At 64.5% G+C, this 14,116-nt stretch carries 13 protein-coding genes; 7 read left to right on the top strand and 6 right to left on the bottom strand.

What is annotated here, in order from left to right; all coding sequences use genetic code 11:
- Positions 1–137 precede the first annotated feature (137 nt).
- Complete coding sequence (locus tag R3P93_RS04710) at positions 138–617, top strand: DUF6764 family protein (protein ID WP_068055767.1); 480 nt, start codon at positions 138–140, stop codon at positions 615–617.
- Positions 618–941: 324 nt separating this feature from the next.
- Here R3P93_RS04710 and R3P93_RS04705 read toward each other — a convergent pair whose 3' ends face one another.
- From R3P93_RS04705 to R3P93_RS04695, 3 genes are all read right to left on the bottom strand, one after another.
- Positions 942–1,961, bottom strand: coding sequence for a hemolysin family protein (locus R3P93_RS04705; protein ID WP_317532502.1), 1,020 nt, complete (start codon positions 1,959–1,961; stop codon positions 942–944).
- Positions 1,958–3,361 (bottom strand): hemolysin family protein, encoded by a 1,404-nt coding sequence (locus R3P93_RS04700; RefSeq protein WP_094639256.1) that lies wholly within the window; start codon positions 3,359–3,361, stop codon positions 1,958–1,960. Before R3P93_RS04700 ends, R3P93_RS04705 begins: the two co-directional genes overlap by 4 nt.
- A gap of 137 nt (positions 3,362–3,498) precedes the next feature.
- Positions 3,499–3,861, bottom strand: coding sequence for a universal stress protein (locus R3P93_RS04695; protein ID WP_317532501.1), 363 nt, complete (start codon positions 3,859–3,861; stop codon positions 3,499–3,501).
- Positions 3,862–4,013: 152 nt separating this feature from the next.
- Here R3P93_RS04695 and R3P93_RS04690 point away from each other — a divergent pair, with 152 nt between their 5' ends.
- From R3P93_RS04690 to R3P93_RS04680, 3 genes are read left to right on the top strand one after another with little or no spacing between them, the layout of a single operon-like run.
- Entirely contained in the window at positions 4,014–5,003 is a 990-nt protein-coding gene (locus R3P93_RS04690) for a Bug family tripartite tricarboxylate transporter substrate binding protein (RefSeq protein ID WP_068055755.1), read from the top strand.
- On the top strand, positions 5,000–5,536 hold the full coding sequence (locus R3P93_RS04685) for a tripartite tricarboxylate transporter TctB family protein (protein WP_068055752.1): 537 nt from the start codon (positions 5,000–5,002) through the stop codon (positions 5,534–5,536). Before R3P93_RS04690 ends, R3P93_RS04685 begins: the two co-directional genes overlap by 4 nt.
- Positions 5,537–5,552: 16 nt before the next feature.
- Positions 5,553–7,058 carry a tripartite tricarboxylate transporter permease gene (locus R3P93_RS04680; protein ID WP_068055749.1) on the top strand — a complete coding sequence of 502 codons (1,506 nt, stop codon included), beginning with the start codon at positions 5,553–5,555 and terminating at the stop codon, positions 7,056–7,058.
- An 83-nt stretch (positions 7,059–7,141) separates the two neighbouring features.
- Here R3P93_RS04680 and R3P93_RS04675 read toward each other — a convergent pair whose 3' ends face one another.
- Together R3P93_RS04675 and R3P93_RS04670 are read right to left on the bottom strand one after the other, a co-directional pair.
- Entirely contained in the window at positions 7,142–8,215 is a 1,074-nt protein-coding gene (locus R3P93_RS04675) for an alkene reductase (RefSeq protein WP_317532500.1), read from the bottom strand.
- A gap of 198 nt (positions 8,216–8,413) precedes the next feature.
- Complete coding sequence (locus R3P93_RS04670) at positions 8,414–10,594, bottom strand: glutamine synthetase III family protein (RefSeq protein WP_094639253.1); 2,181 nt, start codon at positions 10,592–10,594, stop codon at positions 8,414–8,416.
- Between the two features lie 207 nt (positions 10,595–10,801).
- Here R3P93_RS04670 and R3P93_RS04665 point away from each other — a divergent pair, with 207 nt between their 5' ends.
- Both R3P93_RS04665 and R3P93_RS04660 read left to right on the top strand, forming a co-directional pair.
- Positions 10,802–11,269 (top strand): SRPBCC domain-containing protein, encoded by a 468-nt coding sequence (locus tag R3P93_RS04665; RefSeq protein WP_094639252.1) that lies wholly within the window; start codon positions 10,802–10,804, stop codon positions 11,267–11,269.
- A 24-nt stretch (positions 11,270–11,293) separates the two neighbouring features.
- Positions 11,294–11,734, top strand: coding sequence for an SRPBCC family protein (locus tag R3P93_RS04660; RefSeq protein WP_317532499.1), 441 nt, complete (start codon positions 11,294–11,296; stop codon positions 11,732–11,734).
- Positions 11,735–11,738: 4 nt separating this feature from the next.
- On the opposite strand, the gene R3P93_RS04655 is transcribed toward R3P93_RS04660, so the two are convergent.
- Positions 11,739–12,560, bottom strand: coding sequence for a class I SAM-dependent methyltransferase (locus R3P93_RS04655; protein ID WP_068055746.1), 822 nt, complete (start codon positions 12,558–12,560; stop codon positions 11,739–11,741).
- A 203-nt stretch (positions 12,561–12,763) separates the two neighbouring features.
- Here R3P93_RS04655 and R3P93_RS04650 point away from each other — a divergent pair, with 203 nt between their 5' ends.
- A complete protein-coding gene (locus tag R3P93_RS04650) occupies positions 12,764–14,116 on the top strand; it encodes an MFS transporter (RefSeq protein WP_094639250.1) in 1,353 nt (450 codons plus the stop codon).

Genomic DNA, 14,116 nt, shown 5'->3' with positions numbered 1-14,116 from the left:
GATGATGCCGAACCCGTGCCGCGTTCGGACCCGTCGAGACTCGACTCCAGGGCGTGCGGGCCCTGCGCACCATCGGCCCGACGACCGACACGCTCGGCACACCGGTGCCGACGCACTGATCTGGGGAGGCATTCACCATGTTCCACACCAAGAGGATTGTCGGCGGGGCGGCAGCATTCGGATTCGCGTGTGCATTCGCGGCACTGGTACCCGGGACTGCATCCGCAGCACCGGTCGCCTGCACCACCGCACCCGGAGGGGCCGATGTCGCTGCGCTCGTCGGAGGATCGCAGTGCGACAGCTCCGCAGACGTCGCGAGTGCGGCGGCCGGTCTCGGCCTCGAAGGCTGGGGTTCGGCCGAGGCGATGAACAACGCAGCCGCCCTTGCACTCGGACTGAACGGTGGAACTGCAGTGAGCAACGGCAGTTTCGGTGGCGCGCCTGCAGCGATCGCCTTCGGCCCCGGTGCTGTCGCACAGAACACGGCAGCCGGTCTCGGGCTCTCCATCGCGGTGGCAGCACCGGGCTCCACTATCACCCTCACCCCGAACGGCGCGGTGTGCAACGGTGCCGGAATCGCGGGCAGCTTCACCACCCTGCAGGGCTGCATCGGCTGACGTGCGCCACGGGGGGTGCGAGTGGGCGATATGGATGTCACCGAAGGCTGTGTGATCTACAGTCTCAGTGACCGGCAGTCTCGGTCACCCACAATCTCGGAACGCGAGTCGGAAACGGCACGCTGAACAAGGAGTTCGACGGCAATGATGTCCTACCTGCTCTACGACGTTCTGCTCCCCCAACTCGGCCACGACGTCGCGTCGTACTGGGCACACCTTCTGGTTGTCGCCCCGATCTGAGTTCTTTCGACCTGCCACGACGAAGACATCCCCGCTCGGCCGTCTCGGCCGGGCGGGGATGTCTCGTTCGAAACCGGAATCGAATCAGACCGGCTGGGGCAACAGTCGGGTCAACACATCCGACAGGGTCACGACGCCGACGCTGCGAGCCGGATCGTCCGCCGCCGCCGAACCGTCGACCACCAGTGTAAGGTGATGCCGGGTCTCGCGCATCGACTGCAGGGCAACGTACACCGGCGTCGTCGCCTCGAGCGTGTATGCCGGACGCGTGATCTCGGCGAGGGTCTGCGGAGCGGTCAACGTGTCGCGCACGTGCACCACGCCCTTGACCACGTCCGCGTCGCTGACCAGGATCCGCAGATGTCCCGAGCGACGTGAGGCCTCGCGCACGTCGTCGATCGTCGCTGTGGACGGTACCGACGTGGGCTTGCCGAACTGACGCACCAGGTCACCGACGGTCAATTCCTGCAGTTCCAGCGCACTCGAGATCTGCGCCTGATAGCTGGCATCGAGGGCACCGACGTTCACCGAATGCTCCACCAGCTGCCGAAGGTCGTCCGCGTTCTGGCCCGTACCCACGGTGTCGGCCGGTTCGACGCCGACCCGCCGCAGGCACCAGTTCGCCATGTTGTTCAGTGCCGTCAGCACCGGACGGGTGAGAAACATGAACGCGCGCATAGGGATTGCGAGCATCGTCGCGGACTTCTCCGGATGGGCGATGGCCCAGGACTTCGGAGCCATCTCACCGACCACCAGATGCAGGAAGGTGACGATGATCAGCGCGAGCACGAAACCGAGGACGTCGGCGAACCAGTACGGCAGGCCGCCGCTCTCGAACAGGGGCGTGAGCCAGTAGTGCACGGCCGGCTTCGTCGTCGCACCGAGACCGAGCGTGCAGACGGTGATGCCGAGCTGGGAGCCGGCGAGCAGAACCGTCAGCTCGGACGAGCTGCGCAGCGCCGCACGAGCGGAGCGTGAATTGGGTGCCGCGTCTTCGAGCCGATGCCGCTTGGCGGCCAACAGCGCGAACTCGACGGCCACGAAGAAGGCACTGGCAGCGATGAGGCCGATCGTGACGGCCAGGAAAATCCAGATGTTGCTCATCGGTGCACACTTTCCTTCGACTCGGCCGACTCGTCGTCGTGTTCGGGGTCACGCTCGCCGAGCGTCAGAGTCAGCAGGGACGGGACGTGGCTGTCGATCTCCTCGATCTCGAGGATGACGAAACGAACGGGACTCTCCTCGTCGTTCGCCAGATCGGCGTTGTCCGGTGGTAGGTCCACTTCGATCCGTTCCCCGACATCGGGGAGAGATCCGTTGTGCGCGATGGCGAAACCGGCAATGGTCTCGTAGTCACCCTCGGGCAGATCGATGCCGATGGCACGTTCGACCTCGTCGACGTGCACCTCGCCGGCCATGGTCCAGCTGCCGTCGTCGGCACTGACCGGGCTCGGATCGGACAGGTCGTCGTCGTGCTCGTCGGTGATCTCGCCGACCAGCTCCTCGGCCAGGTCCTCGATCGTGATGACGCCGGTCAGACCGCCGTATTCGTCGATCACACAAGCCAATTGGTTCTTGGTCGAGCGCAACTCGCGCATCGCGTCGGGCAGGGTCTGGATCTCCGGGAGGATCAGCGCGTCACGCGTGAGCTCGGAGATCGGTGTGGAACCCGGCACCGTCGCGGACAGGACGTCCGCGAGATGGACGACGCCGACGATACCGTCGTCCTCGTCGAGCACCGGATACCTCGAGTGCTCCTGCCCCATCAGGGCAGCGACCTCGCTGAGAGTGTCGGTGTCTCGGACCGTCGCCGATCGCGAACGCGGGATCATCGCGTGTTCGACTGTGCGAGTGGGGAAATCGAGGATTCGATCGAGCAGCGTCGACAACTCGTCGGGCAGATCGCCGGTCTCGCGGGAATCCGAGACGATGTGCTCGAGGTCGCGCAGGCTCGCCGAGTGCTCCACGTCGTGGACCGGCTCGATCTTGAGAGCCTTGAGCAACAGGTTCGACGACTGGTCGAAGATGGTGATCAACCACCCGAAGAGCTTGAGGTAGATGGTCGTCGACAGCGAGAGCCATCGAGCCACCGGCTCGGGGCGGGCGATCGCGAAGTTCTTCGGGAACAGTTCACCGAAGAGCATCTGCACGAACGTCGCGAACGTGATCGCCAGAACGGCACCGAGGCCGACACCGACGGCCGTCGGAACTCCGACGCCGCCCAGTATCGCGCCGAAGGACTGACCGATCAGCGGTTCGGCGACGTAGCCGACCAGCAGGCCGGTGACCGTGATGCCCAGCTGCGCACCGGACAGCATGAACGACGTGCGCTTGGTGACGGTCAGGGTACGAGCGGCGACGGCGTCACCGGCCTCGGCACGCGCCTTGAGCCGGGACCGGTCGACGGTCATGTACGCGAATTCCTGGGCTACGAAGTAACCGGTCGCGACGGTGATGAGGAAAACGACGAGCAGGCCGAGCAGAAGAGTGAGCAGAACGCTCATTCGCCGGACACCGCCTCGCACGTAGTAGCTGTGGTGCGGGGAGCCGTGTCCGGCCCGGGTTTATCGCTGTCCATGATTCCTCAGGGTCGTAATGGGTGAAGTTTATCCGATACTACCGGGTCGAAGTCAGTGTCGGGTCACGGCGCCTTCACGACCAGGACGGGAACCGGGCAGTCCAGCAGCACTCGCTGCACGGTGCTGCCCATCAGGAACTTGCCCACCGCGGAGCGACGCTTGGAGCCGATGACGACCATGCCCGCACCGACGTCTGCGACGAGATCGACCAGCGCGCCGGCCGGGTCGCCCCCGTCGGGCTCGACGCGCACGGTGGTGGCAGTTCCGGGAAGGGTTTTCTCCACCTCGGCCTGCGCTGCCGCGCGGTCCTCTGCCGATACGGAATCGCGGTCCACCACGGACAACACGATCAGCTCGGCCTGACGCAGCTCGGCCTCGGCGGCACCGCGGCGCAACGCTTCCTGCCCCTCCAGTGTGTTGCTCATCGCTACTGCCACTGCGCTCGCTACCGACACGTTCTCTCCCGTTGCTCGTTGCTCGTCTTCACCGAGGATCACCCTCGGGGATTTGTGAACTGGACTAATCAGACAAACTGTATCTAACCTGACGCTGTGACACCCCACACGAAAGGTCTCTGATGGCGATATCGCCCACACTGCTACGAACGGCCGGAGCCTTGGTGGTGGTGGGAGCAGTCACCGTTGCCGGAATCGACGCCGCTCGCAGTGCCAGCGGCTCCGACGCCCGAGCCAAATTGACACTGATCGCACCGGCCGCCGCGGGCGGAGGCTGGGATCTGGTCGCCCGCGAATCGCAACAGGCGCTACGTAGCGACGGCATCGTCAACAACGCTCAGGTCGTCAATGTCCCCGGTGCCGGCGGCACAATCGGCCTGAGCCAACTCGACAACCTCAGCGGTCAGCCCACCACCGTCATGATCACCGGAACCGTCATGCTCGGCGGCATCGCGATCAACAACTCCGAGACCACCCTGGCCGACACCGTCCCGATCGCCAAGCTCGCCGAGGACTTCGAGGTCTTCGTGGTGCCCAAGGATTCACCCATCCAGAATCTCGAGGACATGATCGAGGCATGGCGGGCCAATCCCGGTGGACTACCGATCGGCGGCGGCTCCCTCGGCGGAATCGACCACATCGTCGCGGGTCAGTTGGCGCAGGAAGCCGACATCGACCCGGCCGCAATCAATTACATCGCCTACTCCGGAGGTGGCGAGGTCCTGACGTCGCTGCTGTCGAACACCGTCGGCGTCGCGGTCAGTGGCTTCAACGACTTCCGCGACCAGATCGAGGCAGGCAACGTACGCGCACTCGCCGTCGCCTCGCCCGAGCCGCTCGAGGGATTCGACGTGGACACGTTCATCGAACAGGGCTACAACGTCGACCTCGTGAACTGGCGTGGAATCGTTGCGCCCCCGGGGATCTCGGACGAGGACCGGCAAACTCTCGTCGACATCGTCACCGAGATGGTCGAAACCGAGCAGTGGGCCACAGCCGTCGAACGCAACCGCTGGAAGGAATCCGTCCTGACCGGAGACGAATTCGGCGAATTCCTCGAGGTCGAGCAGACACGGATCACCGGAATTCTCGAGGAATTGGGGCTGGTATGACAACGACGACCACAGACACCGACACGGGTACGTCCCGGTCGTTCTGGACCGGCCGCAGCGGCCTGATCGTCCCGGCACTTCTCGTTGCACTGGGAGTGTTCCTGGTCTACGGAACCGTCACGATGGATGTTCCGTCCACCGCCACCTCGCCTGGCCCACAGGTCTTTCCGGCCATCGTCGCCGGCGGCTGCTTCGTCGTCGCCCTGTTGGTCACCATTCAGTTGATGGTCAAGCCCGACGTGATCGACCGCGGGGTCGACGCCGACGGAAAGCCGCACACCGGCACCGTCAGCAACTGGCGAACCCTGTCGATCACCGTCGGATCGGTGGCATTGTTCATCGCCCTGCTCGACCCGCTCGGCTGGGTCCTGGCCGGCGCGCTGCTGTTCTGGGGCGTGTCGGTCGGATTGGGCGGTCGCCGTTACGTGTTCGACGCGGCAGTAGCACTGCTGGTCTCGAGCACGATTCAGATCGCATTCTCCGCCGGCCTCGGGCTGACCCTGCCCGGCGGCGTCCTCGCCCACATCTTCTGACGGAGCTGAACTTCTGATGGATTCATTGAGCAATCTCATCGACGGATTCGGCACCGCGCTGACTCCGATGAACCTCGTCTGGGTGTTCGTCGGCGCGCTGCTCGGAACCGCCGTGGGCGTCCTGCCCGGTCTCGGCTCCGCCATGGCCGTGGCCCTGCTGCTGCCCGTCACCTTCACCCTCGACCCGACCGCCGCGCTGATCATGTTCGCCGGAGTGTATTTCGGCGGCCTGTTCGGCGATTCCATCTCGGGCATTCTGATGAACACCCCAGGCAACAGCACTGCTATCGCAGGCACGTTCGAGGGCCATCGAATGGCCAAGAACGGCCGCGCCCCACAGGCTTTGGCCACCTCGGCGATCGGCGCGTTCATCGGCGGTATCGTCGCGACGACCCTGGTGGTGTTCTTCGCCCCGACGCTCGCCGCCTTGGCGACCAACTTCGGTCCCGCCGAGTACCTCGCCCTCGCGGTGTTCGCGTTCATCGCCACCTCGGCGGTGGTCTCGGACTCCGCGCTCAAGGGCCTGACCGCACTGCTGATCGGCCTCACCCTCGCCGTCATCGGTATCGACGGCCCCTCGGGCGCATCACGATTCACGTTCGAGGTCCCTGCCCTGTTCGACGGCATCCACATCGTCGTCATCACCGTCGCGATGCTCGCCCTCGGTGAGGTCATCCACATCGCGTCGAAGATCGGTAGACCCGAGGACCGTTCGCTGATCAAGTCGCAGGGACGACCGTGGCTGAGCAAGGCAGAGTTCCGCGATGCGTTGCCGGCATGGATGCGCGGTACGGCATTCGGCGTACCGTTCGGTGTGATCCCCGCAGGTGGTGCCGAAGTGCCGAGCTTCCTGGCCTACGGCACCGAGCGCAGGCTCGATCGCAAGCGCGAGAAGCCGATGTTCGGCAAGGGGGCCATTCGCGGCGTCGCGGGTCCCGAGGCGGCCGGAAACTCCACGGCCGGAACGGCAATGGGCGCGCTGTTGGCTCTGGGTCTGCCCACGTCGGCGACGGCCGCAATCATGTTGGCGGCCTTCCAGCAGTACGGCATGCAACCCGGGCCCCTGCTCTTCGAGCGCAGCGGCGACATCGTCTGGGCCCTGCTGGCCAGCCTGTTCGTGGCCATGATCGTGCTGTTGATCCTCAACCTGCCGTTCGCACCGCTGTGGGCGCAGCTGCTGAAGATCCCGAAGAACTATCTCTACGCCGGTATTTCGGTGTTCGCAGCTCTCGGCGTCTACGCGTCGAGTGCGTCGATCGTGGACCTGATCTTCATGCTCGGGCTCGGCATCGTCGGATTCATGATGCGGCGCTACGAAATTCCACTCGCACCGGTGCTCATCGCGGTGATCCTCGGCCCGCTCGCCGAGGAATCACTGCGACGCGCACTGGCCGTCAGCGAAGGAGATCCGTCGATTCTGATCAGCAGCGGCATCACCATCGTGCTCTACGCACTGATGGTCATCGCTGTGGTGTTCTCGATCGTCAGCAAGATCCGCGCCCGTAAGACCGCGGACTTCTAGAGCTCTGTGTGCCCACAGATTGTTCAGATGCCCACCTGTGACGGTGGGCATCTGAATATCTGGTCGGCAAACGCCGGGCACTGCTAGTGCTGCAAGGCCGGGTAATCCGTGTAGCCCTCGGCACCATCGGTGTAGAAGGTGCTCGGGTCGGGCTCGTTCAACGGCAGATCCTCGCGCCAGCGGTAGGCGAGGTCGGGGTTGGCGATTGCCGGACGGCCGACGACAACTGCGTCGCCGATGCCGTTGTCGAGAAGTGAGAGCGCCTCGTCGCGGGTGGTGATCTCACCGAAGCCACTGTTGACGAGCACCGGGCCGCCGAAGGCCTGTCGCAGATCCTGGACGAGCTCACCCGACGGGTCCTTGTGCAGCACACTGAGGTACGCCAGTCCCAGGGGGGCGATTCGATCGACCAATGCGCGGTAGGTGGCGCGCACGTCGTCGGCGTCCGTCTCGAGCGCGTCCTGGATGTTGTGCTCGGGTGAAATGCGAATTCCGACCTTGCCCGCTCCGAGAGCGGCGACCACTGCCTCGACGACCTCGGCCACGAATCGCGCCCGATTCTCCGGCGAGCCGCCGTACGAGTCGTCGCGCTGGTTCGAGGCGGGCGAAAGGAATTCGTGCAACAGATATCCGTTGGCACCGTGGATCTCGACGCCGTCCATTCCGGCGGCGATCGCGTTCTTCGACGCCTGCACGAAGTCGGCGATCACCGAGGGCAGCTCGTCCTCACGCAGCGCACGCGGGGTGGGGTACGCCTTCTTGCCCTCGTAGGTGTGGGTCTCGCCCTCGATGGCAATGGCACTGGGCCCGACGACCTCGCGGCCACCCGTCGTCGCCTCGTGGGTCACGCGACCGGCGTGCATCACCTGCGCGAAGATCCGTCCGCCGTCGGCGTGCACTGCATCGGCGACGTTGCGCCAGCCCTCGATCTGCTCGTCGGTCACCAGACCGGGCTGACCGGGGAAGCCCTGGCCTGCATGGCTGGGGTACGTGCCTTCACTGACGATCAGACCCAGGGATGCGCGCTGCTTGTAGTGCTCGACCACCAGCGGGCCCGGTACACCGTCCTGGCCGGAGCGCGTCCGCGTGAGCGGGGCCATCACCAGCCGGTTGTCGAGCTTCAGGTCGCCGAGCGCCAACGGGGAAAACAACTTCATGGATCTCTCTCCTCACGAGTGCGTGCACAGTACTTGCCACTGCTCACTCCGAACTCGAAAGATCCACCGAGCTATTCCGCCTCGAGACATTGCTCACGCCGAACGCAGCAGTGGTGCGGACAAGTGCCCTCCGAGGCACTTATCCACACCACTGTTCCATCTGGTCGTTCCGCAGGCTCCACTCCTGCGCGCAGCGCACTACAGGATGTAGAGCATCTCCTGATACGTCGGCAGCGGCCACAGATCGTCGGCCACCATGGCTTCCAGAGTGTCCGCCGCAGATCGAACGGCGGCCATCGCGGGCAGCAGTTCGTCCTTGGCGTGCGTCGCCTCGGCGAGGGCCTCGCCGCCGGGGTCGGCTTCGAGCGCGGCCTTCAACGTCGCCAACGCTGCCCGCAGCTCGGCGAGCGGTGCCGACACCGCCTGCAGCGCAGTCATGTCGACGTCGTCGACGCCCGCACCCTTGAGTGCACTGACGTTCTGCGCCAGCTCGGTCTGATAGCGCACGGCTGCGGGCAGAATGGACGTCTGGCCCATCTCCAGTGTCAGACGCGCCTCGACGAACACCGTCAATGCGTACTGTTCGAGCCCGATCTCGTAGCGCGAGTGCATCTCTCGGTGGTTGAACACCTTGTACTTCTCGAACAGTTCCATCGCCGAGTCCGAGATGAGTTCGGGCAACGCGTCGAGCGTCGTACGCAGGTTCGGCAGGCCGCGTGACTCGGCCTCGATCTGCCAGTTGTCGGAGTAGCCGTCGCCGTTGAACACCACCGCGCCGTGCTCGGTGATGATCTCGGTCAACAGGTTCTGCACGGCGGTGTCGAAATCGGTGCCCTCGGCGACGGCCGCTTCGAGGTTGGTCGCCATGTAGTCGAGAGCCTCGGCCATGATCGTGTTGATCGTGACCATCGGACCGTTGACGGTCTGCATCGAACCGGGTGCGCGGAACTCGAACCTGTTGCCGGTGAACGCGAACGGACTGGTTCGGTTACGGTCGCCGGGATCGGTCGGCAGCACGGGCAGAGTGTCGGCACCGATCATCATGGTGCCCTTGCCCTTCGACGACGTGGCCGCGCCCTTGGCGATCTGGTCGAACACGTCGGCGAGCTGATCGCCGAGGAAGATCGAGATGATCGCGGGCGGAGCCTCGTTCGCGCCGAGGCGATGATCGTTGGTCGCCGACGCCACCGAGGCGCGCAGCAGACCGCCGTACTTGTGCACAGCACGGATGACGGCAGCACAGAAGACGAGGAACTGTGCGTTGTCGTGGGGATTGTCGCCGGGAACCAGCAGCGATCCCAGATCGGAGTTACCGAGCGAGAAGTTGACGTGCTTGCCGGAGCCGTTGACGCCTTCGAAGGGCTTCTCGTGGAACAGGCATTCCATGCCGTGCTTCTTGGCGATGGTCTTGAACGTGGTCATCAACAGTTGCTGGTGATCGGCTGCGATGTTGCCGCGCTCGAACATGGGCGCGATCTCGAACTGCCCGGGTGCGACCTCGTTGTGCCGGGTCTTGGCCGGAATGCCGAGCTTGAACAGCTCGCGCTCGGTGTCCATCATGAAGCCGAGCACACGCTCGGGAATGGCCCCGAAGTAGTGATCGTCGAACTCCTGGCCCTTGGGCGGCTTCGAGCCGAACAGGGTGCGGCCGGCATTGAGCAGGTCGGGCCGGGCCAGGAAGAAGTGTCGGTCGACCAGGAAGTACTCCTGCTCCGGACCACAGAACGAGACGATGTTCTCGATGTTCTCGTGCCCGAACAGCTTCAGGATCCGCTCGGCATGCCCACCCATGGCCTGCTGCGAACGCAGCAACGGCGTCTTGTGGTCGAGGGCCTCACCGGTCATCGAGACGAACACCGTCGGGATGCACAGGGTGTTGCCGTTCGGATTCTCCAGTACGTACGCCGGGCTGGTGACGTCCCAACCGGTGTACCCACGAGCCTCGAACGTGTTGCGCAGGCCGCCGTTGGGGAAGCTCGACGCGTCGGGCTCGCCCTGGATCAGCGTCTTGCCCGCGAATTCCGCGAGCGCGCTGCCGTCACCGACCGGGTCGAAGAAGCTGTCGTGCTTCTCGGCCGTCAAGCCGGTGAGGGGATAGAAGACGTGCGCATAATGCGTCGCGCCCTTCTCCAGTGCCCAGTCCTTCATCGCCGACGCCACCGCGTCGGCGACCAGGGGGTCGAGCTTCTTGCCTTTGTCGATGGTCGCCATCACCGACTTGAACACGGATTTGGGCAGTCGCTTCTGCATGACGACCTTGCTGAAGACGTTCTCTCCGAAGATCTCGCCCGGCTTCTCGTCTCCGACGAAGCTGACCGCAGGCGGCACATACGCCTCGACGTCTTTGATCGCCTGCAGGCGTACGGTATTTCCACTCATGGCTACCCCTTGACAAGGTGCTGCTCCACAGCTGGATTTTGTGGAGTCCGACCCGGCGACTGTACGAATGCGACGTGGCGGTCGTGTTTCGTCGCTGTGTCCACTGCGATGCAAAACAAACCGGGAGGCAAAAACGGCGACCGGAGTTTCCTTCCACGCAGACGGGGGTAACTCCGTAGCCAGCGTAAACAACCGAAAGCGAGCCCCATGAGCGACCAGCTGACCGTCCGCAGAGTGATCGACGCTCCCCCGGCGTCGGTGTTCACCGCACTGGCCAACCCCGAGGTTCAGGCCGCGGTCGACGGCTCGGAGATGTTGCGTGGTGCGATCGACCCCACGCCGCTCGGCACCGTGGGCGACACCTTCGCGATGGACATGTATCAGCCGGAAATCGGCGAGTACGTCATGGAGAACACCGTGTTCGTGTTCGAGCAGGACCGACGTATCGGTTGGATTCCCAATCGCCAGGGCATGGAACCTCGTGGCACGCGGTGGTCCTGGGAACTCGAGGAGGTCGCCGACGACCGGACGGCCCTGACACAGGTGTACGACTGGTCTCGAGTCACCGACCCGGAATTCCGGAAGATGGCCGGCTTCCCACGGGTGACCGAGGAACAGATCGTCGGCACCATGCGCCGGCTCGCCGAGCACCTCGGCGTCCCGCTCGAAGACTGATCCCCGACGACAGGAAGAACTCTCATGGTCGACGTCACCCGCACCTTCACCGCCGCTGTTCCGATCGAGAAGGCGGCCGCCTTTCTACGCGACTTCTCCCATGCGCCGTCGTGGGATCCTGGAACCCAGAGTTGCACACAGATTTCCGACGGTCCGGTCGCCGTCGGAACGCAGTGGCACAACGTGTCCAAGCTGTTCGGTATCACCACGGAGTTGACCTACACCTTGGTCACCGACGAGCCTGATCACATCGTGCTCGAGGGCGAGAACAAGACGGCCACCAGCGTCGACGACATCACGTTGACTGCCGAAGGATCGCACTCCACCCGAATCGCTTACCACGCGAAGGTCGAATTCAACGGTGCAGCGAAGGTAGCCGGCCCGTTCCTGAAGGCGGGATTCGAGGCGAAAGTCGCGCCGGACACCGTGGAGAAGATGACCGAGGCGCTCGAGCGACTGGGCTGACGCCCTACTTGCGTGCGAAAACGGTGAAGTTGTCCGCTGAGCTCGTCAGAACGTCGGGTGCCACGATCGAACCGTCGTCGGCGAAGATCTCGGAGATGGTGAACCCGGCATCGGTTACCAGTCGGCGCACGTCAGCCACGGTGGTGAAGTGCATGAACGGAGCGAAATCGTGCGCAGCGAGCGGCGCTACGGCCCACGTTCCGCGATCGACGACTCGAGAGCGCGCAGACCACCAATTGGCAACGCTACGAACGACTCCGGCGGGATCGAGCAGTCGCCTACCGATGGCCGTCACGACACGCTCGAGTGAGAACGTGAACCGCTGGGTCGGTCTGCTCAACTGAAACGGCTTCTCCCCGAACGACGGTCCGTTGCGGTTGAGAGTGGAGAACACCAGAATTCCGGACTCGCCGAGAACTCGGTGAAATTCTGCGAGTACCCGGACTCGTTCGTCGTGGGTCACGGTGTCGATTCCGTTGTTGCTGAACACGATCAGGCCGAATTCGCCGTCCGAGAAGTCCACCAGGTTGCGCGCGTCGGCCACGTGCGCCTGCAGGTCGGGAAAGTTTCGCCGAAAGGCGTCGACCATGGTGGGTGCGTAGTCGATCGCAACGTAGCGGTCGCTGATCAGCCGAAGCAGCGCCGTGGTTCGGCCGCTGCCGACTCCCACGTCCAGTATCGGCGTTCCGCGCGCAACCGAGGCCGCAGCCACCAGCGCCGCCGCCTCCCCGCGGTCGAGAAAGCCGTCGGTGGGTCCCGCGTGCTCCACGTACGCCGCAGCCACCCGCTCACTGTCGAACACGTCTCGATTGTGGTCTGTGGACACCAGATCACCTTCGCTTCCCACCCTGCGGACACAAGCGTCGCTCCCCTGCGGTCAGACGGTACCGGCGAACCCTGAGGTGCGCCTGAGGTCTCGTGCGTCCACCACACCCCCATCCGGGGGTATTCATCGAGTGACTCGGATCACTACCGTTCGTCGCACTCGGTATCGCGCATTCACCCGATACCCGACAAAACGGAGGAACCATGACCACTGTCTCACCCGACGACCCGGGTGTGTCCGCATCGACGCCACCTACGGTGCAGACCAAGACCAGTGTCCGCCGGGTCGCTGTCGCCAGTGGCATCGGCACGACGATCGAGTTCTACGACTTCTTCATCTACGGCACCGCGGCCGCCCTGGTCTTCCCGACGATCTTCTTCCCGGCCCTCGGCTCCACCGCAGGCACCGTGGCCTCGTTCGCGACGTTCGCGGTCGCGTTCATCGCCAGGCCCGTCGGCGCAGTGCTGTTCGGGCACTTCGGTGACCGCATCGGTCGCAAGAAAACCCTGATCTCGACGCTGTTGCTGATGGGGGTGTCCACGTTCGCCATCGGCCTGCTCCCCGGCGCGGAGACGATCGGCGTGGCTGCTCCGATCATCCTGGTGCTGCTCAGGTTCGGCCAGGGGTTCGCAGTCGGTGGTGAATGGGCAGGCGCGACACTGCTGACGGCCGAGTACGCGCCTCCTGGCAAACGCGGCTTCTACGCGATGTTCCCTCAGCTGGGACCGTCCGCCGCGTTCATCTTCTCCAGCGCGACATTCCTCGCGACCGGACTGCTGCTCGGCGACACCAACGAGACGTTCCTCAACTACGGTTGGCGAATCCCGTTCCTGCTCAGCGCCGTTCTGGTACTCATCGGCCTGTACATGCGCCTCGCCATCGAGGAGACCCCCGTCTTTCGCGCCAACAAGCTCGCCGAGGAGCAGGCACCGGCGAACGCAGCACCGACGAAACTGCCGATCTTCGACGCCTGGCGCATCCAGAAGCGCGAGATCATCACTGCTGCAGGCGCATTGGCATCTCTGTTCGCCTTCTTCTACATGGGTACCGCGTACCTGACCAGCTACGGCACCAAGACACTCGGGTTCGACCGGCCGTTCGTGTTGATCACCGGAATCGGTGCCGCGGTGATCTTCGGAGTTGCCATCGCGGTCTCGGCGACCTACTCCGATCGCGTCGGCCGACGGCGTGTGATCATGGGAGCGTGCATCATTGCGATTCCCTGGTCGATCGCACTGTTCCCCGTTCTCGACACCGGGTCACCCGCAGCATTCGTGATCGGCATGTGCGTCACGCTCGCCATCTTCGGAGTTGCCTACGGACCGACCGGAGCCCTGCTCCCCGAGCTGTTCCAGACCCGTTTCCGTTACACCGGAGCAGGTTTGGGCTACAACCTCGCCGGAGTTCTCGGTGGCGCGATTCCGCCGATGCTGGCCGCACCGCTCACCGCCGCGTTCGGCAGCATCTCGATCGGAGTCATGCTGGCCCTGCTGTCGGTACTCAGTCTGGTGTGCACCAAGCGGTTGATCGAGACCAAGGATGTCGACATGACCTGA

Source organism: Rhodococcus cerastii, assembly GCF_033042195.1.
Lineage (GTDB): Bacteria > Actinomycetota > Actinomycetes > Mycobacteriales > Mycobacteriaceae > Rhodococcoides.
This window is presented reverse-complemented; position numbering and strand designations above follow the sequence as displayed.

Coding starts and splice junctions, on each gene's coding strand:
- R3P93_RS04675 (WP_317532500.1), bottom strand. CDS start 8,215: ATGAAGTTGTTTTCCCCGTTGGCGCTCGGCGACCTGAAGCTCGACAAC.
- R3P93_RS04680 (WP_068055749.1), top strand. CDS start 5,553: ATGGATTCATTGAGCAATCTCATCGACGGATTCGGCACCGCGCTGACT.
- R3P93_RS04705 (WP_317532502.1), bottom strand. CDS start 1,961: ATGAGCAACATCTGGATTTTCCTGGCCGTCACGATCGGCCTCATCGCT.
- R3P93_RS04690 (WP_068055755.1), top strand. CDS start 4,014: ATGGCGATATCGCCCACACTGCTACGAACGGCCGGAGCCTTGGTGGTG.
- R3P93_RS04665 (WP_094639252.1), top strand. CDS start 10,802: ATGAGCGACCAGCTGACCGTCCGCAGAGTGATCGACGCTCCCCCGGCG.
- R3P93_RS04650 (WP_094639250.1), top strand. CDS start 12,764: ATGACCACTGTCTCACCCGACGACCCGGGTGTGTCCGCATCGACGCCA.
- R3P93_RS04700 (WP_094639256.1), bottom strand. CDS start 3,361: ATGAGCGTTCTGCTCACTCTTCTGCTCGGCCTGCTCGTCGTTTTCCTC.
- R3P93_RS04685 (WP_068055752.1), top strand. CDS start 5,000: ATGACAACGACGACCACAGACACCGACACGGGTACGTCCCGGTCGTTC.
- R3P93_RS04660 (WP_317532499.1), top strand. CDS start 11,294: ATGGTCGACGTCACCCGCACCTTCACCGCCGCTGTTCCGATCGAGAAG.
- R3P93_RS04695 (WP_317532501.1), bottom strand. CDS start 3,861: ATGAGCAACACACTGGAGGGGCAGGAAGCGTTGCGCCGCGGTGCCGCC.
- R3P93_RS04710 (WP_068055767.1), top strand. CDS start 138: ATGTTCCACACCAAGAGGATTGTCGGCGGGGCGGCAGCATTCGGATTC.
- R3P93_RS04670 (WP_094639253.1), bottom strand. CDS start 10,594: ATGAGTGGAAATACCGTACGCCTGCAGGCGATCAAAGACGTCGAGGCG.